General features: G+C 44.5%; 17 protein-coding genes and 1 pseudogene. 16 read left to right on the forward strand and 2 right to left on the reverse strand.

Annotation, left to right across the window (positions count from 1 at the left end):
- Nucleotides 1-6: 6 nt before the first annotated feature.
- The gene (shc, locus tag FS666_RS02700; RefSeq protein WP_144461015.1) at nt 7-1,905 is read right to left on the reverse strand and encodes a squalene--hopene cyclase; all 1,899 of its coding nucleotides are present in this window, start codon (nt 1,903-1,905) and stop codon (nt 7-9) included.
- A gap of 225 nt (nt 1,906-2,130) precedes the next feature.
- Between shc and FS666_RS02705 the strand changes: the two are divergent.
- From FS666_RS02705 to FS666_RS02750, 10 genes and pseudogenes are all read left to right on the forward strand, one after another.
- Nucleotides 2,131-3,119, forward strand: a pseudogene (locus tag FS666_RS02705) (DUF2515 family protein).
- The gene (locus tag FS666_RS20430) at nt 3,061-3,513 is read left to right on the forward strand and encodes a CBO0543 family protein (RefSeq protein ID WP_280524783.1); all 453 of its coding nucleotides are present in this window, start codon (nt 3,061-3,063) and stop codon (nt 3,511-3,513) included. Before FS666_RS02705 ends, FS666_RS20430 begins: the two are co-directional and overlap by 59 nt.
- 17 nt (nt 3,514-3,530) lie before the next feature.
- The gene (locus FS666_RS02715; protein WP_144461013.1) at nt 3,531-3,941 is read left to right on the forward strand and encodes an RDD family protein; all 411 of its coding nucleotides are present in this window, start codon (nt 3,531-3,533) and stop codon (nt 3,939-3,941) included.
- Nucleotides 3,942-4,021: 80 nt separating this feature from the next.
- The gene (locus FS666_RS02720; protein ID WP_120071887.1) at nt 4,022-4,933 is read left to right on the forward strand and encodes a DMT family transporter; all 912 of its coding nucleotides are present in this window, start codon (nt 4,022-4,024) and stop codon (nt 4,931-4,933) included.
- 118 nt (nt 4,934-5,051) lie between these two features.
- Entirely contained in the window at nt 5,052-5,774 is a 723-nt protein-coding gene (locus tag FS666_RS02725) for a GntR family transcriptional regulator (protein WP_144461012.1), read from the forward strand.
- 161 nt (nt 5,775-5,935) lie between these two features.
- On the forward strand, nt 5,936-7,291 hold the full coding sequence (locus FS666_RS02730) for an aminotransferase (protein ID WP_144461011.1): 1,356 nt from the start codon (nt 5,936-5,938) through the stop codon (nt 7,289-7,291).
- A gap of 38 nt (nt 7,292-7,329) precedes the next feature.
- A complete protein-coding gene (locus FS666_RS02735; protein ID WP_144461010.1) occupies nt 7,330-8,244 on the forward strand; it encodes a selenium metabolism-associated LysR family transcriptional regulator in 915 nt (304 codons plus the stop codon).
- Between the two features lie 68 nt (nt 8,245-8,312).
- A complete protein-coding gene (gene xsc / locus FS666_RS02740) occupies nt 8,313-10,091 on the forward strand; it encodes a sulfoacetaldehyde acetyltransferase (protein WP_144461009.1) in 1,779 nt (592 codons plus the stop codon).
- A gap of 213 nt (nt 10,092-10,304) precedes the next feature.
- Complete coding sequence (gene phnX, locus FS666_RS02745; protein WP_208646278.1) at nt 10,305-11,138, forward strand: phosphonoacetaldehyde hydrolase; 834 nt, start codon at nt 10,305-10,307, stop codon at nt 11,136-11,138.
- Nucleotides 11,139-11,269: 131 nt separating this feature from the next.
- Entirely contained in the window at nt 11,270-11,587 is a 318-nt protein-coding gene (locus FS666_RS02750; protein ID WP_186306482.1) for a hypothetical protein, read from the forward strand.
- Nucleotides 11,588-11,671: 84 nt separating this feature from the next.
- On the opposite strand, the gene FS666_RS02755 is transcribed toward FS666_RS02750, so the two are convergent.
- Complete coding sequence (locus tag FS666_RS02755; protein WP_120071875.1) at nt 11,672-13,162, reverse strand: APC family permease; 1,491 nt, start codon at nt 13,160-13,162, stop codon at nt 11,672-11,674.
- Nucleotides 13,163-13,592: 430 nt separating this feature from the next.
- Here FS666_RS02755 and FS666_RS02760 point away from each other — a divergent pair, with 430 nt between their 5' ends.
- The 6 genes from FS666_RS02760 to FS666_RS02790 all read left to right on the forward strand — a co-directional run bounded on the left by FS666_RS02760 (nt 13,593) and on the right by FS666_RS02790 (nt 22,102).
- On the forward strand, nt 13,593-14,903 hold the full coding sequence (locus FS666_RS02760) for an FAD-binding oxidoreductase (RefSeq protein ID WP_120071922.1): 1,311 nt from the start codon (nt 13,593-13,595) through the stop codon (nt 14,901-14,903).
- Nucleotides 14,904-14,953: 50 nt separating this feature from the next.
- Entirely contained in the window at nt 14,954-16,270 is a 1,317-nt protein-coding gene (locus FS666_RS02765) for a (Fe-S)-binding protein (protein WP_390614728.1), read from the forward strand.
- Complete coding sequence (locus FS666_RS02770) at nt 16,260-17,705, forward strand: FAD-linked oxidase C-terminal domain-containing protein (RefSeq protein ID WP_120071871.1); 1,446 nt, start codon at nt 16,260-16,262, stop codon at nt 17,703-17,705. The genes FS666_RS02765 and FS666_RS02770 overlap by 11 nt, the downstream gene beginning before the upstream one ends.
- A 130-nt stretch (nt 17,706-17,835) precedes the next feature.
- Entirely contained in the window at nt 17,836-19,629 is a 1,794-nt protein-coding gene (locus FS666_RS02775; protein ID WP_144461008.1) for an L-lactate permease, read from the forward strand.
- Between the two features lie 249 nt (nt 19,630-19,878).
- A complete protein-coding gene (locus FS666_RS02780; protein ID WP_144461007.1) occupies nt 19,879-20,103 on the forward strand; it encodes a hypothetical protein in 225 nt (74 codons plus the stop codon).
- Between the two features lie 421 nt (nt 20,104-20,524).
- A complete protein-coding gene (locus FS666_RS02790; protein ID WP_144461006.1) occupies nt 20,525-22,102 on the forward strand; it encodes a peptide chain release factor 3 in 1,578 nt (525 codons plus the stop codon).
- Nucleotides 22,103-22,117: the final 15 nt, after the last annotated feature.

Consider the following 22,117-nt stretch of genomic DNA (forward strand, 5'->3'; position numbering starts at 1 on the left):
ACGTCGCTAAACGGGCGCTTGCGCTTTTCTTATAAACTTTTTCTCGTAATTGGAGAGTGCAAGCAAAGGAAAAATATAACGGTAACTATGGTAATGGATGTAAAATCCCCCTCCCATTCCTTGGCCGACGGGGTAATCCCAAGTCCAATTCTCGCTATCATATGAGTGGAGCAAATAGCGGACTCCCGCTTGAATTTCCGGCGTCGGCTGGTTTTCTGCGGCAATCAGTGCATCCAAGGCCCATGCCGTTTGGGTAATATGGCTTTTACGCAGCGGAACGTACGTATTTTCAATATCGCTGCTGCATGATTCCCCCCATCCGCCATCTTTGTTTTGAATCCTTTTAAGCCAGGCGGCCGCATTTTGGATACTTTTATCTTTCCGGTCAAAGCCTATTGCCATTAAGCCAGTCACGGCAGCCCACGTTCCGTATATAAAACAGATTCCCCACCTCCCGTACCATGACCCGTCTTTTTTCTGGTCCGCTTTAAGCCATTCTGCTCCATTTCTTATCTTTTTGCTCTTTTTCGGCATGTTTGTATAATTACCAAAAAATTCAAGGGTCCTTCCGGTTAGATCGGCGCTGCTTGCATCTGAAACAAGGAATCTCGCCTTTTCGATCGGCAATAGATTCATAATCTTTTTATCAACATTTCTTTCAAAAGCAGGCCACCCTCCGTCATTATTTTGCATCGAAATGGTCCAATTGGTCCCGCGGTCCCATGACGAACGCAGGGCAGAATTCTCCGTAACCAATGGAGAAAAGGCTCTTAACGCCGCGGTTGTATCATCAACATCCGGGTTGAACGTATTAATATCCGAAAATCCCCAGCCACCTGGCAAAGCACTTGGATTGTGGATGACCCAATCGCCGTATTTATAATGCTGTTTTTCCAACAAATATTCGTTGGCTGCTATGACCGTAGGATCTGACGCTGGGACTCCCGCATTCTGAAGGGTATAGGAAATAAGGGCAGTATTCCAGACGTTCGCTGTCGTATACTGCATATGGGTGTAGCCCTTAATTGTACATTCCATCCCTTTCAGGCCTTCGACCGCTTTTAAAATAACCGGATCGTCTTTTTTGTATCCGAGAGACATGAGGGCGAATATCATCAGGAAGGTGGAGCTGAAATAACTGTAAAACGTCCCGTCCGGTTCCAGGTGGTTGAGCATGTATTGTTTTGCCCGCTCGATGGCATATGACCGAAGTTGGCCGGGAGCCATCAGGATGCTTTTGATCCCTTGTTCAATAATGGAGAAAATATTTTCGAAACTGCGTTTTTCGTCCGCTGAAAAAAATTCGTCTGTCCTGTTGACAAAAAGGTCAGAAAGATCCGGGCTGTCCTTTGTTTTTCTGTTGTATTTTTTTGCGGCCAAAATCATGATCGGAGCAAGATTGGCCCTGCCGAATACAGAAAAATCATAGAAATTGATAGGAAAGGAAAGGGGCAGAAGAATCAGTTCCACAGGAAGCGGAAAAAAGGCTGGCCACTTATATTGCCCTGTCAAAGCAAGCAAGACTTTTGTAAATATCCCGGCTTTCTCCATCCCGCCATTTTTTAATATGAAGCTTTTGGCCAATCGGAGACGGGTATCAGACTTTGGGTAAAAACCCGAATAAAGAAGGGCATAGTAAGCTTCAACCGTATAGGACAAATTGCCGTCTTTTTCATCGTAATACAGCTTCCAGGCACCGTTTTTTTCCTGTTTGCTGAGAATCCGCTCCGTTAGCCTCCGAATCAAATCTTCATCATTTATTTCCAGGGTCTTTAATAAAATAATCATATAGGCATCGGTTTTGACGCCTGTGTCAAAGGGATAATCCCACGAACCATCGCAATTCTGCTCCTCTTTTAAAATTCCGGTAATCCTGTTGATCAACTCATTTGGACTGTACGCCATACCGAATCATCTCCCTGACAAATATTTATTCAAAAAAGGCGAAAGAATTCTTGGCGGGGGTGAGGAAAGATTTTCTTTTTTAAAAAGAAGAAAAAAACAGAACCGCTATCCCGCCACCTCCACGATATAAAGAGAAAATTGAAGAAAGTCTTGTTGGATACCTGCACTTTGAAAATCGAAGATTTGTCACGGGAAGATAAAGCGATAGTAGAGCAGATAACAAAAATAACGAAAATGCTGAATATCAACAACGTAACAAGGACGCAGGCCTATCTTGATTTTTATCTGCGGTATCCGGAAATCCATTGGGCATTCCTAGGGCATGCCGTGTCAAGAAACGGCGGATGGAACATGACCGACTTGAAAGGTGATTTGCTTTCAAGGCTGATGAGCGAAGAAAAGCAGGAAGAATTCTTTGAATTTCTGGAACGCGGAAATTGGTTAATTTTTCAGGATGCATTTCCGCAATTTTTGCTTTATGCGGAGAGCATAAGACAGGGACGAAGCCTATTTTATTTGCTTCCGTGTATGGGGATATCCAGGTTCATGGAGGTGATCTGGGACGATTTTTGGCAGAGGAGGGATTCTTATATATTGGCCATGGCGCAGGTTGTGAACGAACAAAGCTATTTGGAAGCGCGAATGATCCAAAATCCTTTTTATAAAGAAAAAATTTTTCAGACGCTGGAATTCTTTTTGCAGGATCTGCTTTCATTCAATCAAATATTGTTTCCTTCCCGTAAAGGCGAAAAGGCTTCACTGACAGGCATGACGATTCATCAATTTGGTTCATTGCATGAGCGGATCATCCTGGGCAGAAGATTGTATCACTTGCTTTTTAAAGACCGGAAACAACATAAGGAAATATTGGCCTGGTGTATTTCACGCGCGCATACCGGCTCCAGAAAGGATTACTGGCCTCATATTTTTAACGATGTCAATGAAGGGCTGCCGGCCCGCTCCAAATTCGCAGGTTGAAAAACTGCCGTTTGATCAAAGGTTCGCCAAAGTTGTATAGTCCCAAGCTTGAACATGCATGGCCAAATATGAAGCACCGGCCCGCTGAAACTGGTGACTGGTTTTATGATCCCGGTGTTGTTGTCTATTTAAAAGAAAAAGAAGAGCCGGTAAATGGAAAAATAACAGGTGATTATTGTGAAACCCTTCAAAATCTTGAATTGGCAGTACTTGCAAAAAAGACGGTTTTTATATAATGAGCCCGTCTATTTTCCGGCCATTGTATTCGCTATGTTGTTGGGAACATACCTTGAGCTTTATTTTACAGGAATGGGCATGTACTCATTTCCGGTCCGGCCCTTTGCTGATGTTTTCAAAATTCATATCGTTTTTAATCTAGCGGGCCTGCCCGTTTTTACTTGGTTTTTTCTTTGGGCTGGAATCAGAATGAACAAAGCGGGGAGGGGGCTTTTGATCGTATTGTTTAGTATGGCAGGTCCCGTTTTGGAGGTATTATCGGAATCGTTGGGTATGTTTTGGCATGCAGGCGAGTGGAAGCATTGGTATACATTTATCGGTTATTTCATATTTTTGCTCATTGTATGGAATGTATTTAAATGGACAAATATTCAGGAGGACAGAGGAAAATAAATTAAAAGGGAGTGGGGATGATGGTTCAAAATCCGGGTGGGTTTTGGAGAAGGCTGCTTGGACTATTATTGGATGCGATCGTTGTTGGTGTCCCGCTGGGCATATTAAGTTACATTTTGACAGGTGAGTCTGAAGGAAACACTCTTACCAATCTGCTAAGCTTTTTATATTATTTGATTCTTCCCGTAGTCTGGATGGGATACACGGTCGGCAAAAGAATTGTCGGCGTCCGGATTGTGAAGGTCGATGGCGGAAAAGTGGGAATTGGGACTATGCTTCTGCGGACTTTTGTGACTGGTCTCGTTTATGCAGTTACGCTTGGAATTGCTTTGATCGTGAGTGCATTTATGGTTGGTCTGAGGGAAGATAAAAGAGGGATTCATGATTTGATTGCCGGCACCTATGTGACCACGGACAGACCACAGTAGCATTTTTAGCCGGAAATCTTCTTATCTGTGATACAATCAATTTAGATAATTTTAGAACCGGACAGCAAGCGGGGGATTTGATGAAAAAATGGCATTTATATTTTTTAGTCATCATGGTGATGGTGGTATGGGGCTTCAATGTCACCGCCATTAAAATTATAGTCACACATTTTGCACCAGTGACGATTACATCATTGCGGATTTTCGTTGCCTTCCTCACGCTTGCGCCCATGTTGTTTTATCGCAGTGAAATGAAAAAGCTTACGAAAAAAGATATATTGTTCATAGCTCTGGTGGCCGTATTCGGAGTCCTCGGCCACCATTATTTCCTTTCTGTTGGATTGAGCAAGACAAGCGCCGCCAACGGCGGGCTGATACTCGGCTCAGTTCCAATCGTTACAACTGTTGCGGCGGCTCTGTTTCTGGGAGACCGGTTGACTGTCTTCCGGATACTTGGACTGATTTTCGGTTTCTCGGGAGTAGCATTGATCATGCTTATGCAGCCGGGAGCCTCATTCAGCTTCGCCGTCGGTGATATTTTCATATTTTGTGCGGTATTATCACAGGCTGTCAGTTTTATTTTAATAAACAAAATGTCCAATACAGTAGGAACACAGGCAGTAACGGGGCTTTCACTCATGATGGGTTCGGTGATGCTTTTTTCATTCAGCCTTGCTGTGGAACCGGCAGGATTGGCGACATTGAAAACCGGCAATCTTACAGCCTGGCTCGTATTTTTCGCTTCCGGAGTCATTGCGACGGCTTTTGGACACCTCATCTACAATCACGCAATACAGAAAATCGGAGCGGGGCAGGCGTCGCTGTTTTTAAACTTATCGCCTTTTTTCTCGCTTGTCGGAGCCTTTTTATTTTTGGGCGAGAAAATATATTCCACTCAATGGCTTGGATTTATTTTTATTGTGGCGGGAGTTATATTGGGGACTGGATTTTTGGAACACCGGAACTTCATCCGTACAAAAAAATCGGCATAAGAGGTTTTTAAAACTATTTTATGGAGGCGGAGAAACCAGAATTTTGGATTTCTTCGCCTTTACTTTTTACATGGATTTGATATTCTTTTATTAATTAACCAACGGGAGGGGGACGGATGTGAAAATTGATTATAATCATCCAATTCCGCTGCACATCCAACTAAAAGATCTGATTGAACAGCATATCGCCGATGGCATTTATACTGAACAAATTCCGAGCGAACGACAGTTAATGGAAAAATTTAACGTAAGCCGGAGTACTGTCCGGGAAGCCATCAACTTATTGGTCAGGGAAGGGATACTTGAAAAGAAGCATGGGAAAGGCACCTTTGTTTCCTTGAAACCGATCCAGGATTGGCTGGGACATTTAAGCAGCACAACTGAAGTTATACGCGGAATGGGGATGAAGCCGGGAGCCAAGCTGATTACTCATTACAAAACAACGCCGGATCCTTATATACAGGGTCTGACGGGATTCAGGGAAGCCTATTTTATCAAAAGGGTACGCTTTGCCGACGATATAGCGATTGGCGTGGAACGGCATTATTATCCGGTGGAAATCGGAGAGGAATTAGCTAAATATGATTTGGATAATGCAACTTTATACGATTTGGTTCAGAACGAACTCGGAATCCGGTTCGCAGAAGCCGATCAATCCATTTCCTGCGGGCCATTATTGGAAGAGGACCGTGAGTATCTGGACATACCGTCTGATGCCTGCGTGATGACAGTAAGACGAGTGATCAAAAACGAAGCTGGGCAAATCATTGAACTGGAAACCGCTTTTTACAGGAGTGACATGTACACATTCAAAGTAAATTTGTCACGAAAATTTGGTTGATCAGGGCATTTATCAGCAAACCTTATAAATATAATAGAATGATCAAATGTCTGAATAGATGAAATTAATTGAAATATAAAACTTGATGTTTTATACTGAGTTCAACTCCGGTATCTCAACTGGTTCGGACGTCACAATGTCATGAAATGGAGGTTTGGAGTATGAAAACTGAAGTTGAATTGAGGAAAGGTCCGCAATCAAATGAAACACACCTTTGGAATGCGATCACCCGCTATAATCCCAATGCAGAGCCAACAGTGGCTGTTTCCGGTGAAGGCTCCTGGTTTACAGATGAAAATGGCAATCGCTACCTTGATGGCGTTTCCGGATTGTGGTGTTTGAATCTTGGTCATGGGAGACAGGAGATTGTTGATGCAGCGGCAGAACAAATGAAAGCCCTGTCATATTTTCCGTTGACGATGAACCATCAGCCCGCTGTCCGTCTCGCCGGCAAAATCAGCGAACTGCTTGGGGCTGATTATCAGGTTTTCTTTTCAAACAGCGGCTCTGAGGCAAATGAAACCGCCTTCAAAATCATAAGACAGTACCATAACCAGAGTGGCAATCCAGGAAAATATAAAATCATTTCCCGATATAGAGGGTATCATGGAGCCACGCTTGGAGCGCTGAGTGCAACAGCACAAGCCAACCGTCGTGTGAAATATGATCCGGGTGTTCCTGGATTCCTGCATGTCCATCCTCCATACAGCTATCGTTCCCTGTTTGATGGAACGCCTGAAGAAACGGATTTGAAAGCTGCCGATCTTCTTGAAAGCACTATTCAGCATGAAGGCGAGGAATCAGTGGCCGCTTTTATTATGGAACCGTTTATCTCCGGGGGAGGTGTCATCGTACCTTCAATCAAATATATTCAACGCGTTCAGGAGATTTGTAAAAAATATAATGTTTTGCTCGTCATGGATGAAGTTGTTTCCGGATATGGAAGAACCGGGGAAATGTTCGGATTCCAGCATGCCGAAGGAGTTCAACCCGACATTGTAACAATGGCAAAAGGATTGACGAGCGGGTATTTGCCGCTTGGGGCTACAGCCGTTAAATCTGAGATTTATGAAGTGTTCAAAAAACAGGGCAAAGATAATCACTTCCGGCATGTTTCCACTTATGGCGGACACCCTGCAGCATGTGCCGTCGCTCTCGCCAATATCGACATTATTGAAAGGGAAAATATTGTGGGGCGGGTTAAAGCACTGGGAGAATCAAAGCTTGGAAGACTCCATCAATTAAGCGATCACAAATATGTTGGAGAAGTGAGGCAGGCAGGCTTCCTGGTGGGAATTGAAATGGTCGCCGACAAGGAGACGAAAGAGCCGCTTGATGATGAAAAAATGGGCAGTATCTTGGCTGAATGCAAGAAGCGCGGTTTGATCATCGGAAGAAATGGGGACACGGTGCCGGGATTAAACAATGTCATTATTATAGCGCCGCCATTAACAAGCACTGAAGAGGATTTGGACTTTGTAGTTGAAACAGTAGAATCGGTGATTCGTAGTCTTTAATTTTTTCCCTAAATAATAACTCGGGGAGGGAACCACTAATGGATTACGAAAGGCTGAAAACGTTTGTGGCAGTGGCCGAGAAGAAAAGTTTCTCCGAAGCGGCCAAGATATTGTATGTAACACAGCCGACCATTTCGGCGCAAATCAAGGCTTTGGAAGAAGAACTTGGGACGAAGCTGTTTGAACGGACAACAAAAAAAGTGGAAATGACACAGTCCGCCGAAATTTTATTAAAATATGCGAAAAAAATTATTCACCTGAGCGACTCTGCCCATAAGGAAATTTTGAAAATTGAGGACAGTATGTATGGTGATTTGAAAATTGGCTGCAGCTTTACAATAGGAGAATATGTCCTTCCCGAGTTTTTAAAATTATTCAAGGATGATTATCCGCTTATTCAAATAAGTGTCGACATTACCAATTCCAACAACATAGTGTCGAACATTAAGGATCAGTTCATTGATGTAGGATTGATTGAAACTCCGATAGAAGATTCCCAGATTATTGTGGAGCCTTTTATGGAAGATGAATTGACTTTAATAGCAGCGCCGGGTTATTTTCCCGATAACGAAATCACCATTTCGGCTGAACGGTTAAAGGATACGCCTTTGATCGTCAGGGAAAAGGGTTCGGGTACTAGGGCTGTTGTCAGCCAGTATTTGAATCAGGCTGGCATGGCGGAGGAGGACCTGAATCTTGTGATGGAACTTGGGAGTACGGAAGCAGTTAAATCTGCAGTGTCCGCTAAGCTCGGGGTTTCGATTATATCAAAAAGTGCGATCAAAAAAGAGCTTAAACTCAAGCTATTGAAAGCTTACCCGATTAAAGATATTTCTTTTTACCGGCATTTTTACATCGCCTGCCGGAAGGCTGCTGTTTTAAAACAAACAACGGAATTGTTTATGGATCAATTAAAAAGCAGCACGGTGAAAAGTGAAAAAGGTGCTTCATAATCTGTATCTGGCAACATGAGTTGTTGATGATAAATTTTCAAACTTAACATAGTGAGGGAGGAATTGAAATGGCTCAAAAGGAAGCGGTAAAACAAAAGGTTGTAACAGGACAAAAAATGAAAATGACGCCGAGTGAGGCAATTGTTGAAACTCTTGTGCAGGAAAATGTAAAAGAAATCTACGGGATAGTTGGATCTGCTTTCATGGATATGCTTGACTTGTTTCCGACGGCAGGAATCAGATTCATCCCTGTCCGCCATGAACAAAGCGCTGCACATATGGCTGATGCTTTTACAAGAGTATCAGGTACAGCAGGGGTCGTCATTGGGCAGAATGGACCGGGGATCACAAATATGGTGACATCTGTGGCAGCCGCATACCAGGCGCATACTCCGATGGTTGTCATTTCCCCATCTGCCGGAACACCGACAATCGGTTGGGATGGATTCCAGGAAGCTGACCAGGTATCAATCTTTAAGTCTATTACAAAGGAAACTGTACGGGTGACGCACACAAGCCGTGTAGCCGACTGTCTGCGCACAGCTTTCAGGATCGCATATGCTGAACGCGGCCCGGTTTTATACGATATTCCGCGTGACCTTTTCTATGGAGAATTGGAAGATCAAATCCTTGAACCGCATCAATACCGCACGGATGCAAGAGGAAGCGGTGACCCTGCATTAATTCAAAAAGCAGTCGAACTGCTTAAAGATGCGAAAAACCCGGTTATTATTTCCGGTCGTGGTGCTGTAGATGCTGACGGGGTAGAAACAGTTGTGAAAATTTCGGAACATTTATCTGCGCCAGCTGCGGTATCTTACATGCATAATGACGCATTCCCGGCAGATCACCCACTGGCTGTCGGACCGATCGGTTACATGGGATCAAAAGCGGCCATGAACACAATAAAAGACGCGGATGTTCTGATTGCGATTGGAACCCGCCTATCCGTCTTTGGAACACTGCCTTGCTACGATATCGATTATTTCCCTAAAAATTCGAAGATCATTCAGGTTGATATCAATCCGCGAAATATCGCAAGAACACACCCGATTGAAGTGGGAATTATTGGTGACGCAAAAGCAGCCGGTGAAGAGCTGTATAAACAGTTGTTGAAAGTACAGCCTGAGCCTTCGAAAAACACGGAGCGCATGGCTGAAATTGCAAAGCGAAAAGAAGCCTGGGAGCAGGAGCTTGTTGATCTGGCAATGGAGCCGGGCAACCCGATCAATCCGCGCAGGGCATTGCTGGAGTTGACGCGAGCGCTTCCTGAAAATACAATTATTTCAACCGATATCGGAAACGTATCATCCACAGCAAATGCTTACTTGAAATTCAATCAGACGAGACGCCATATTGCAGCGTTGACTTTCGGTAATACAGGCTTCGCTTACCCTGCAGCCATGGGTGCCCAGCTTGCCGAACCTGATACTCCTGTAGCAGCCATCATCGGAGACGGCGCGTGGGGAATGAGCCTGCATGAAGTGAGCACAGCAGTAGAGCAGAACATTCCAGTCATCGCATGTGTCTTTAACAACAAGTCCTGGGCTGCTGAAAAGAAAAATCAGGTAGATTACTATGACAACCGCTTTATCGGTTCCGACATCGAAGCGCCAGATTTTGCGGAAGTGGCGAAGTCAATGGGTGCGCTTGGCTATACGATCAACAAGCCGGAGGAAATTGGACCGGTAGTAAAAGAAGTTCTTGAAAAGAGGAAGCCGGCAGTGCTTAACATCTACGTCGATGGAACACAGCTTGCTCCGCCATTCAGGAGAGATGCTCTGAAAATGCCAACACGCTTCCTGGATAAATACAAACACTTGGATCACGAGAATTGGAAAAAATAAACAAAATAAAAGTCCAGCCCGTTCGGTGACAAGCCGGAAGGGCTGGTATTTTAATTGATTGAGGTATCTGCAGGTGAAAGATGAGTGGAATCCTGATTCATAAAAAAATCGGCACATTCTCAAAAAAAGCCAAGGATGAGCGATAACATTACATTAAAGGATGATTTTGGTTAAAAGATATTACTATGTTTTGTAATGAAGGAGGTTGACATTATGGATGAAAAACCCCCACAAATTGAAGCAATTATCTTTGACTGGGCCGGTACTATTATAGATTACGGCTGCTTTGCACCCCTGGATGTTTTTATTGAAGTATTCAAAAAGAGGGGAATAAACGTTACCGATGATGAAGCTCGGGCTCCCATGGGGCTATTGAAATGGGATCACATCAATGAAATGTGCAAAATGGAACGGATTGCAAACATTTGGAAGGAAAAATTCGGTCGATTTCCCCAGAAAGAGGACGTTGACGCACTTTATGAAGATTTTGAACCGATGCTGTTTTCCATCCTTCCAAAATACTGTGAACCGGTTCCGGGGGCAGTTGATTTAGTAAGTCGTTTGAGAACCCAAGGGTTGAAAATTGGATCGACAACCGGGTATACAGGAGAAATGATGAAAATCGTAGCTCCAGAAGCTAGAAAAAGGGGCTATGTACCTGATTCGATGGTGACATCTGATCATTTACCCGGAGGGCGACCGTACCCTTGGATGATCTATCAAAATGCCATTAATTTGGAAGTCTATCCTATGAAACATGTTGTAAAAGTCGGTGATACAGTCAGCGATATCAAAGAAGGAATTAATGCGGGTACCTGGGCTGTAGGAATTTTAAAAGGAAGTAGCGAGCTCGGGTTAAAAGAAACGGAATTAAATGCACTAAGCCCTGAAAATCTTGCTTACAAAATGGACCAAGTGTCCAAGAAGTTCAAGGAAGCTGGGGCACACTATGTCATTGAAAGTATAGGTGAATTAGACAAAATCATTCCAAAGATAAATAAGCACTTGGAAATTGGGGTTAAACGTCCAACTGACCATTTTATATGAAGAGAGGTGAAGAGGGCGGTATACGTAAACGTTGCATTAGGAATGATTGAAACTACTGCTTTTCCTGCATTGATCGCCATCACTGATTAATCGGATCGTGGAATGGGATTCCTTATCTCTTTGCGGACTTCATGCGCAATTTAAAAAAGAAGGTTGACGAAGTTAAAATCAAAAAGCCGATTGATGAGAAAGATCCAGCTTACAGGGCATTTCTCGCTTGGTTGACATTTCCTTCATGGCTTCTTCTTTTATTCAACCAGCCAATTGGACTAGTCTTGCTGTACGCAGCCCTTGGATCGCTATTCCTGCTGCTTCTCGCCATTACTCTTCTTTTCTTATTGAATTCTAAGGAAGTGAGGCCTGAATTCAGAAACAGACTTTGGAATAACGCTGCATTGATAATGGTCATTATTATATTTTTAACCTTGGGGGTAGCAAAATTCATTTAAGGGTTTATTGTAAAGGATGAATGGAGGGGGTTAGGCTGAGTATTTGAAAAAAGCTGCGGCCCAGGCCGCAGCTTTAATTAAAAACTATTTTGCTTCGGGTTCAGTGGTTAGGGAACCGGCTGAATTTTCGCTATCCTTGAAATCGCCCAAAATATAAAGATCCAAATCTTTCTTAGGCATTTCACTGTAATTTTTATATCTTGTAAGGAAGAAGGTGCCTCCGAGTGCCACCCAGACAAGCAGGGCAATCCATGACGGCGTTCCCAAAAATCCCGGGGAGCCGGGAACTACTAGTAATAGGAAGAAACCGATGCTGCTTATAACCCCAATAAGTGCAATGAGCTTCCTGCCAGGCGCAATGAGCGAGATATCCCTTGTTTTTCCAGTATCCTGGTCTGACCATCTAAAGAGGCGGTAGGCAACAAATGTCGTATAGAAGTAGGCGATCGTAACTCCCAAGGCAGCCATGTCGACGACCCATAATAGTGCCTGCCTTCCGAAGAACGGAGCTATGAGACAAGCTGCCATAGTAAACCAGATGCCCAGTTTCGGAGTTCCGTATTTTGGATGTAGTTCACCAAAAGAATCGGGAATGACTTTCGCTCTCCCCATTGCAAACAGCAGGCGGCTTGTCGATACATAAAAACCGTTTAGTCCTGTAAAAATTCCCATCATAACGGCAAAAGCAAGTATAAGGACACCAAATCTGCCAAATGCATTTTCAACAATTGTCCCCGTTCCCCACATGAAACCGGCGTCAACCGTATTCATCCAGGGCATGCCAACACCAGTGGCAATGATGAGAAAGGCATAAGTTAAACCGGCACAGATCAATGCCCAGAATATCAGCTTGAATGATTTGCTTGGATGGAAATCGAATTCTTCAGCTGCCTGAGGGATATTGTCAAATCCGACATATGCCCATGGCGCAATGGCTATGATGGCAGCAATTGCAGCTACTGATGAGGTTCCCGGCTTAAAAAGAGGCTGGAGGTTTGAAAATGAGCTGGAAGGGTGCAGAACCATTCCAACTGTCAATAATACAACCGCCACAACAAGGCCGACGCAAAAGATGAACTGTGAGAGCCCCGAAAGGCTGGCTCCACGAATGTTTAAATAAGCAAAGAAAATCAGGGCGAGACATGCAATGATTATTTCGCCAATCGTAACTTCCCATCCGGCAATCGTGTAAAGATGCCCTTTAGTGAAAAAAGCAGGCATTGTAAACTTTGCCAACAGGGCCAAGGCAGATGCGTTTAAAGCGACGATTGACATATAGCCGAGTGTAAGGAACCATCCGCAAAAGAATGCATGATACCTTCCAAGCCCATAATAGGCATAGGCAAACTCTCCGCCCGACACCGGCAGCTTTTCAACCAGGTATCCATAACTTACACCAATAACGATCATAAGAAGTGCTCCGATGGAATAACCGATAATGACACCAAGAGGCCCGGCCATGGACATCCAATCAACAGGCAATACAAAGGCTCCCCAGCCGATACATGATCCGAATGCGATGGCCCAAACCCAGTGGGGCTTCAACGTCTTAGCCAGCTGTTGCCGTTGTTCCATAAAAATATCCTCCTTTATTTTCTTTTAAAAACGAAACCCTCAAGATGTTAATTAAAATTTTATTCCTTAGATGAGTTGAAATCAATAATTTCTGACAGTTTGAATCATCGGAATATGTAATGTGGCTCATGACTTTTTTCTATATGTGCTGATTACTTCCCGTTGTAATCATTTTATTCAGCATGAAAACACTTAAGCACTGTATGAAACAGCGCTTGCAACCGAAGCATTAAGGAAAGATAAGTGCATGCAAATGAAAAACTGTACTGCACTTTATGTTAATCTATCAAGTTAAGAATGTTGATAAATTATCGCAAGGTTTTTCCCAATGCAAAAGAGTTTGTATATTCAAAAATTAATTGAATATAGATAGATTTAGTGATTTAATGAAGGAACAGGATAATCTTTACATAAATAGGTGGTGAGTCCAATATCAACAACCAGTATTTTATCTGAATTGAAGGCGGTAATTTCTGAAGATCGTTTTGCAGCCGGGGAAACTGATCATGAACTTGGGAATGGAGGAAATATCACTGTATACCCGCAGTCTGAACAGGAGATTGCAAATATATTATCCTATGCCGACCAATCCGGCCAAACTGTTTCTATTATGGGAGCTGGAACGAAGAGAGGCTGCGGCGGCCTCGTTGAAAGTACGGATATTTTATTGTCTTTAAAAAGTTACAGCGGGATTGTAGAGCATGTTCCGGGAGATATGACGGTCACTGTCAAAGCAGGAACCCGCTTCGGCGAGCTCCAGGAGTATCTTTCACGCTATAACCAAAGGGTTTCCATTGATCCGTTTACACCGCAAACCTCTACAGTCGGCGGCGTAATTGCTGCGAATGACAGCGGCCCCAAGAGGCTGGGTTACGGTTCGGCAAGGGATTCGGTCATCGGGTTGAGGGTTGTTTATCCGAATGGGACGATCATCCGTACTGGCGGAAAGGTCGTTAAAAATGTGGCTGGTTATGATATGAATAAATTGTTTATCGGTTCCATGGGGACCCTTGGCGTCCTCTCTGAGATTACATTTAAACTCAGGCCGCTGCCAAAGTATGAGACCCTCGTTCTTATATCATTTCCTGAAGGAAACATGGATCAGATCAGGAAATTTTGCATCCGCCTGCTTGATTCAATGCTGGAACCGGTGTCATTGGAATTGCTTAACCCGCCACTTGCCGAAAAGTTGACAGAAAGACGCAGCAAAACATTGGCCATCGCTTTTGAAGATGTGGAAAGCTCGGTTCTGTATCAAGAGAATTATTTAAGGGATCTCAGGCCCGACGGCACGGAAGTCAGAGTGCTTTCAGAGGAAGAAGCCTGCGATTTTTGGAATAAGTTTTATGAAAACCCCGTCATTGAATCGTTGGAAGAACTGGAGGCGTCGGTGAAAATAGGCGTGGTCAATCTGGACGTGCTCCATATAATAGAAGAAACTATCAAATTGGAAAATCCTGGCCGTTTATCAATCCAAGCGCATGGGGGAATGGGGCACGGCTTATGCCGGGCAGTAATGAAAGGAGAAGAAAGTTTGGTGGCCGATACAATCCTGCAATTAAGGGAAAAAGCAAGGGAGTACGGCGGATATGCAACTGTCACCCATTTGCCGTATAAGCAAAGAAAGCAAATCGACACATGGGGAGAGAAACCTCCTTATTTTTTCCTGATGGAGGGAATCAAGAAAACGGTTGATCCGAACGGCATTTTGAATCCGCAAAGGTTTTTGGGAGGGATTTAATAGTGGCAACGATAGAGAAGGAAATCACTCAGGAACCTGCATGTACCACGATGCAATTGGGCAATTATCTCTGGAATGATCCCCCTGATCCAAATAAATGGGCGGATTGTGTTCATTGCGGCATGTGCCTTGAATCCTGCCCGACCTATGAAATCACAGGCCAGGAGCAGCATTCGCCAAGAGGCAGGGTGCATTTGATCCAATCAGTTGCCCAGGGGCGCCTTGAAGTCAATGAGGAACTGATTGATCCGGTTTTTGACTGCCTGGATTGCCGGGCGTGCACAACCGCCTGTCCTGCTGATGTGAATGTCGGCGGCCTTATTGAAGAAGCAAGAGGGCAGATCCGCCAGGCAATGCCACTTACAGGCTGGAAGAGCACAGTCAGCAAATTATTCCTGGAAAAACTGTTCCCTTATCCAGAACGGATGAACAAGCTTGGAAAACTGCTGAGATTTTACCAAAAGAGCGGTATGCAGACAGCTGTGCGGAAAACGGGTTTGATCAATATCATGCCGGACCACCTGGCTGAAATGGAAGGAATCATGCCTGAGGTCCGGGAGCCTGTCCGGAAAAAATATAAGAACGAAAAAGTGATAAAAGCCCAAGGGGATAAGAAAGCGGAAGTTGCTATGCTTACTGGCTGCGTGATGGATGTGATGTTCGCCGACGTGAATGAAGCGACAATCAATGTGCTGACGCGAAATGGAAACGATGTCATGATCCCGGAAAATCAGACATGCTGCGGTGCTCTGCATGTTCATGCCGGCGACAGGGATACGGGCAGGAAGCTTGCCAAGCAGAATATAGAAGCATTCGAAGAAGCACAAAACGTTGTTGTCAATGCGGCAGGCTGCGGTTCCATGATGAAAGAGTATCATGAACTGTTCCGCCAGGACCCTGAATGGAAGGCGCGCGCAGAAAAATTTTCGGAGAAAGTGGTTGATGTCGCAAAATATCTTCATGATACAGGATACGAAATACCGAAAGCACCCATTGAAACGACGATCACGTACCACGATGCCTGCCATTTGGCCCATGGACAGGGAGTGCGGCAGGAACCCCGTGACCTGCTGCTGGATATTCCCGGTGTAAAAATGGTTCATATGCCAAACGCCGACAGATGCTGCGGCAGTGCAGGAATCTACAATATTACCAACCCTGAGATGGCCGATGCAGTGCTGCAAAGCAAAATGGAAAATGTCCCGGAAGAAGTTGAGATGATTTCGATGGGCAACCCGGGCTGCATGCTGCAGATGGCGCTTGGAGTCCAAAAGTACGGCCGTAATCAAAAGATCGTTCATACGGTTCAATTGCTGGATTGGGCTTATCAAAAGGAAGGCAGGGAGGTGGAAGGCAGTGGCAAGTAAGGTGTACACAAAAGACAGGCATATCATTCAATTGGCAACCCTCGTCTCAGGCCCCGGTTCAATTTTATTTAAAAAAGCGGATCTGGCCGCTTACGATTGCGACGGATTCACCGTACAAAAATATTTGCCAAGGGCGGTTGTCTTTCCGCAAAATGCGGAAGAGGTGGCGGCAGTCGTCAAATACTGTTCAGAAAACGGTTTGCCATTTTTGGCACGAGGGGCCGGGACGGGGCTGAGCGGCGGTGCCATTCCGATCAACGGTGAAGTGATCATCAGCCTGACAAGGATGAAGAGACTGCTGAGTGTCGATCTCGAAAACAGGCGGGCTGTCGTTGAACCTGGCTTCATCAATTTGAAATTGACACATGCCGTTTCAGATCAAGAGTATTATTATGCACCGGATCCATCGAGCCAATATTGCTGCACGATCGGCGGCAATGTAGCCGAAAATGCCGGAGGGGCACATTGCCTGAAATATGGTGTGACAACCAATCATATATTGGGATTGGAGGTCGTACTGCCAAATGGTGAAGTGGTTGAAATCGGGAAAAATGGAATTCCTGATGCACCTGGTTATGATTTGCTCGGGCTTTTGACAGGATCGGAGGGGACTCTTGGCATCGTCACGAAAATCACCGTGAGGATTTTAAAAAATCCCGAAGCGAAGCAGACAGTGCTCGCTTATTTTGACAGGGTGGAAGACGGAAGCCAGGCAGTGTCTGACATCATTTCTGCCGGCATTGTACCTGCCGCCCTTGAGATGATGGATAAAATTGCGATTGAAGGGGTGGAAGCTGCCGCATTTCCTGTCGGCCATCCCAAAGATATTGAGGCCCTTCTCTTAATTGAAGTGGATGGCATTCGTGCAGGGATAGAGGAGCAGATCAATCAAATTTTGGAAGTTTGCAGAAACCGGAATGTCAGGGAAGTAAGGGCAGCGAGAGATGAAGCAGAAAGAGAAAGATGGTGGGCAAACAGAAAAACCGGCTTTGGGGCAATGGGAGCCATCTCGCATGATTATCTTGTTCAGGACGGTGTCATTCCCCGGAGCAAGCTCCCTGAAGTTTTAAGTAAAATCAATGAAATCAGCCAAGAGTCAGGACTGCGGATAGCGAATATTTTTCACGCAGGAGATGGGAACCTTCATCCGTTGGTATTGTTTGATTCCCGTGTACCGGGCGAAACTGAAAAGGCCATAGAAGCTGGCAGTGCCTGTTTGAAAGCTTGCGCAGATGCGGGCGGAACGATTACAGGCGAACACGGCGTCGGGATCGAAAAGAAAGAAGAGATGCGGTTTGTTTTTACGGATGAAGAAATTATTGCCCAGACGGATATAAGGAAGGTATTCAACCATGACAATCTGCTGAATGCAGGTAAGCTGTTCCCTACACCCGGGAAGTGTGCCGAAATCAAACAGGAGTTGAAAAAAGCCTGATCAAAAGGTCAAACTAATATCGGTAAAATAAGTATGTTTACAGATATTTTTAATATATTAAAAGCCTCATAGAACAACAGATCACCTCAAGAATAGGGCACTTATCAATAAGGAAAGGGGAAAGTGCAAAATGAGTACCGGTTTGCTTGCTTTTTTGTCTCTCTTGCCCATTATTGCTGTAGGTGTGTTTCTGGTTGGTCTTAGGTGGCCTGCGAGCAGGGCGATGCCTATTTCCTATGTTTTGGCTGTTGTATTGGCACTTTTTGTCTGGAAGGTTCCCGGATTAAATGTCACTGCCGCAACTATTAATGGCGTCATTGTAGCCATTACGCTTTTATACATTATTTTTGGAGCCATTTTGCTGTTGAATACTTTGCAGGAAAGCGGCGGGATGAGAACGATCCGCCAAGGGTTTACGGACATTTCGGAAGACCGGAGAATCCAAGTGATTATTATCGCCTGGCTTTTCGGTTCTTTCATCGAAGGTTCCGCAGGATTTGGGACTCCTGCTGCGGTAGCTGTTCCTTTGCTTGTTGGATTGGGCTTCCCGGCAATGGCTGCGGTTGTGGCCGGTATGGTGATTCAAAGCACGCCGGTTACGTTCGGAGCGGTCGGCACGCCTGTTTTGGTCGGGATTCAAACGGGTTTGTCGGCTGACCCGAGCATAAGCAATAATTTCCTTCAATTGGTAACGATGATCGGCGGCAAAGCCTCTATTCTACACATGATTGCCGGGACGTTGATCCCACTTTTTGTTGTTTCGTTGATGACAAGATTTTTTGGCAAGAACAAGTCTTTTACTGAAGGGCTTAAAGTATGGAAATTTGCCCTTTTTGCTGCATTTGCCATGACGATTCCGTATGTGATTGTAGCCAATACGCTTGGACCAGAATTCCCATCCATGACCGGCGGCCTTTTGGGCTTGGTTATTGTTATCTCTGCTGCAAAAAAGGGATTCCTTTTGCCGCCAAAGGAAGAAACGTGGAATTTTGAGGATGAGTCAAAATGGGATCCGGAGTGGACCGGAAAGGTCGTCCTGAAAGATATTGCACACAAAAGCGGATCCATGAGCATGGTAAGAGCCTGGTCCCCCTATGTTCTCGTTGGTCTTTTCCTTGTATTGACAAGGTTGAAGTTCCTCCCGTTTTTGGAATGGACCCAGTCTTGGACAATCGCATTTGAAAACATGTTTGATTCGGGCATAACAGCGAGCTTCCAGCCGCTTCATTCACCAGGTACGATATTTATACTGGTATCCATCATTACATTCTTCTTGCACGGTATGAATGGCAACGGATACAAGAGAGCCTGGGCTCAATCTGGAAAAACAGCACTGGCTGCATCAACGGCATTGATTTTTACCGTCCCGATGGTTCAGGTCTTCTTAAACACCGGAGGGGGTGCAGCAGGATATGAGCGGATGCCGATTGAACTCGCCAACGGCGTAGCGGCGCTTGCGGGAGAGTTTTGGCCGTTTTTTGCCACTTTCATAGGGGGGATCGGCGCATTTATAGCGGGAAGCAATACTGTCAGCAATATGATGTTCTCCCTTTTCCAATATGATGTCGGATCGCAAATTGGAGTGGATCCTACTTGGATTGTCGCATTGCAGTCAGTGGGAGGAGCGGCAGGTAATATGATCTGCGTCCACAATGTCGTTGCAGCATCAGCGGTTGTAGGGCTCCTGGGAAAAGAAGGTACAGTCATAAGGAAGACACTGTTCCCGTTTGTCTATTATGCCTTATTCACCGGCTCGATAGGATATTCGATTGTATGGTATTCACAAAAAGGGCTGTTCAACCTAGGGTCTATTATTGCTTTGTTGATTGTGTTTGCAGCCATCTATATTATCGCAACCAACAGCAGGCGTGCAAATATGCTTGATGTACCGGTTTCTGATGACTCAATGAAGGATATAAAATAGTTTGGGGAAAAAGCATTCACCGAATTTTACCGGGGATGCTTTTTTACTTTTCTGTATTTTCACTCGGAAAGAAAACATACGTTTGGTATAATGCCAGTAACAGAAGAATTATAAATTAAGAAAATAAGGAGGGAGCGCTTATACATATTGCTTTCTATTTGAGAAATCGTAAAATGTAATTAACATGTACTTTGGTAAAATCAATGTAGGCGTGTGTGTTAACCAAAATGGATGGAAAGAGTGATAAAAATGACGGATCATCAATTACTCGAAGCCATACTTCAAAAAGTAACAGCCATTGAAAAAGATCAGCAGGCAACAAAAGAAGAAATGGGGATTATGAAAGAAGAGATGGGGCTGATGAAAGAGGAAATAGGCTCTGTCAGATCAGAACTTAAAGAGGAAATAGGCTCTGTCAGATCAGAACTTAAAGAAGAAATAGGTTCTGTTAATCAGAACTTAAAGAAGAAATAGATTCTGTCAGATTAGAACTTAAAGAGGAAATAAGTTCCGTCAGATCGGAATTCAAAGAGGAATTTAAGCTTGTTAAAGATCAATTAAATGAAAACACTCATTTAATCCGGGCCGTCATTGACCGTCAGGAAGAAACCGATGCCAAACTGGAATCTCTTACAATGGATGTTCATAAAGTACACGGTGAAATAGCCTCTTTAAAACATGGACAAGAGCGCCAGGACAAGATACTGGAATCGCTTGCTATGCGCTCTCTCGAGCAAGAAACTGAATTGCGCGATTTAAAAAGAATATAAACTAGCGTTTCTTTGTTCATCAAATTGGCCCTGGAGGGCTTTTCTTTTTGTCTAAAATCGATGATTGCAATTCGGTTTCTGGAGGAATAAGATTATAAAGAGATTGAAATGAAAGGATTTATGTGATGGCAAACGATTTGGCAAAAGAAGTGAATTCCAGAAGGACCTTTGCAATTATCTCCCACCCGGATGCGGGAAAGACGACTTTGACTGAAAAACTCCTTTTATTTGGCGGAGCCATCCGGGATGCCGGGACGGTTAAAGGGAAAAAGACAGGAAAATATGCTACATCGGATTGGATGGAAATAGAAAAGCAGCGCGGCATTTCCGTAACATCATCCGTGATGCAGTTTCAATATGATGATTTCCGGATCAATATACTTGATACACCAGGTCACCAGGACTTCAGCGAAGATACGTATAGAACCTTGATGGCGGTGGACAGCGCCGTAATGATCATCGACTCGGCCAAAGGGATAGAAGAACAGACATTAAAGCTGTTCAAGGTATGCAAGATGCGCGGAATTCCGATTTTCACTTTTATCAATAAACTGGATAGGCAGGGAAGGCAGCCTCTTGAACTGCTGGCAGAAATAGAAGAGGTGCTTGATATTGAGACGTACCCGATGAACTGGCCGATCGGAATGGGAAAAGAGTTTTACGGCATCTATGACCGCTATTATAAAAGAATTGAACAGTACCGTACTGATGAAGCGAGCCGTTTCCTTCCGTTGGATGATGACGGCGAAGTCATCGGGGATCACCCGATCAAACAAACGGGCCTATATGATCAGGCGCTTGAAGAAGTCATGCTTTTGGACGAGGCAGGGAATGAATTTTCCGTTGAAAAGCTGAATGAAGGTGAGATGACGCCAGTATTTTTCGGAAGTGCTCTGACAGCGTTCGGGGTACAAACTTTTTTGGAAACGTACCTGAAGTTTGCTCCCTCTCCGCAGCCGAGAAAGTCAAATTTAGGTGAAATCGATCCGGCGTCAGAAGGGTTTTCCGGCTTTGTTTTTAAAATCCAGGCGAATATGAATCCGGCCCACCGTGACCGCATCGCTTTCGTAAGAATTTGTTCCGGTGAATTTGAAAGAGGCATGTCCGTGACACTTGCAAGGACCGGGAAGCAATTTAAATTGTCGCAGTCCACCCAATTTTTGGCGGATGACAGAAGTACAGTCAATAAAGCGGTAAGCGGGGATATTATCGGCCTTTACGATACAGGGACGTACCAGATTGGGGATTCGATTGCCGAAGGCAAAAAAATCATCCAATATGAAAAGCTTCCTCAATTTACACCTGAGTTATTTGTAAAAGTGACAGCAAAAAATGTCATGAAGCAAAAAAGCTTCCAAAAGGGCATTCACCAGCTTGTTCAGGAAGGCGCCGTCCAATTATTCAAGACTTACCGCATGGAGGATTATATTCTCGGTGCAGTCGGCCAGCTCCAATTTGAAGTATTTGTCCATCGGATGAAAAATGAATATAATTCGGACGTCATCATGGAGCCGATGGGTTCAAAGATTGCCAGATGGATTGAAAATGATCAGATAGATGAATCGTTGTCCAGCCAGCGAAGCTTGCTTGTTAAAGACAGATTCGACAATCCTGTCTTTCTGTTTGAGAATGATTTTGCATTGCGCTGGTTTATGGATAAAAATCCGGCAATCCAATTGCGGGATCCAATGGAAATTGATTGACTTAGGTGTCTTGAA

The organism is Siminovitchia fortis (genome assembly GCF_007681465.1).
GTDB classification, from domain to species: Bacteria; Bacillota; Bacilli; order Bacillales; family Bacillaceae_C; genus Siminovitchia; species Siminovitchia fortis.